The sequence below is a fragment of the Bartonella sp. AA86SXKL genome (genome assembly GCF_042196885.1).
In genome coordinates, this window is sequence record NZ_JBHIRE010000593.1 from 1 (window position 1) to 532 (window position 532).

The window sequence follows — 532 nt, forward strand, 5'->3', positions numbered from 1 at the left end:
CAAAAGGATTGCCTACGAGCAAATATGAAGACTACAAAATCAAACTCATAACAGAGCGCTTAACAGGCGAAACAAGCCCTTATTATGAAACTGAAGATATGAGATGGGGTATTGAACATGAAGAAGATGCCTTGAGAGAATATGGCTTCATTTATGATGCCAATATAACAAAGTGCGGCTTTATCCAACACCCCACAATAGAAATGGCGGGGGCTAGTCCTGATGGTCTCATTGGAGAAGACGGTTTAATCGAAGTCAAATGCCCGAGATCAGTAACACATATGCGCTTTTGTATAGGTGACGAAATCAAACCAGAATATCACGCACAAATGCAATTCCAAATGGCTTGTACAGGACGAAAATGGTGTGATTTCGTTAGCTATGACCCACGTTTTACGGGGGAATTCTTTCACTTACGCATGAAAGTCAAGCGTGTTCTCCGTGATGATCAACAAATTGAACAGATCAATCAAGCTGTTGAAACCTTTTTAGCAGAGATAGAACGAGAGATAAAACAACTCTCAACAAAAGC

Annotated in this window: 1 protein-coding gene; it reads left to right on the top strand. The window is 40.6% G+C overall.

Features of this window, described 5'->3' with window-relative positions:
- A partial coding sequence (locus tag ACFIO5_RS13455) for a lambda exonuclease family protein (protein ID WP_375705686.1) occupies window positions 1-532 on the top strand: 532 nt, incomplete at both ends.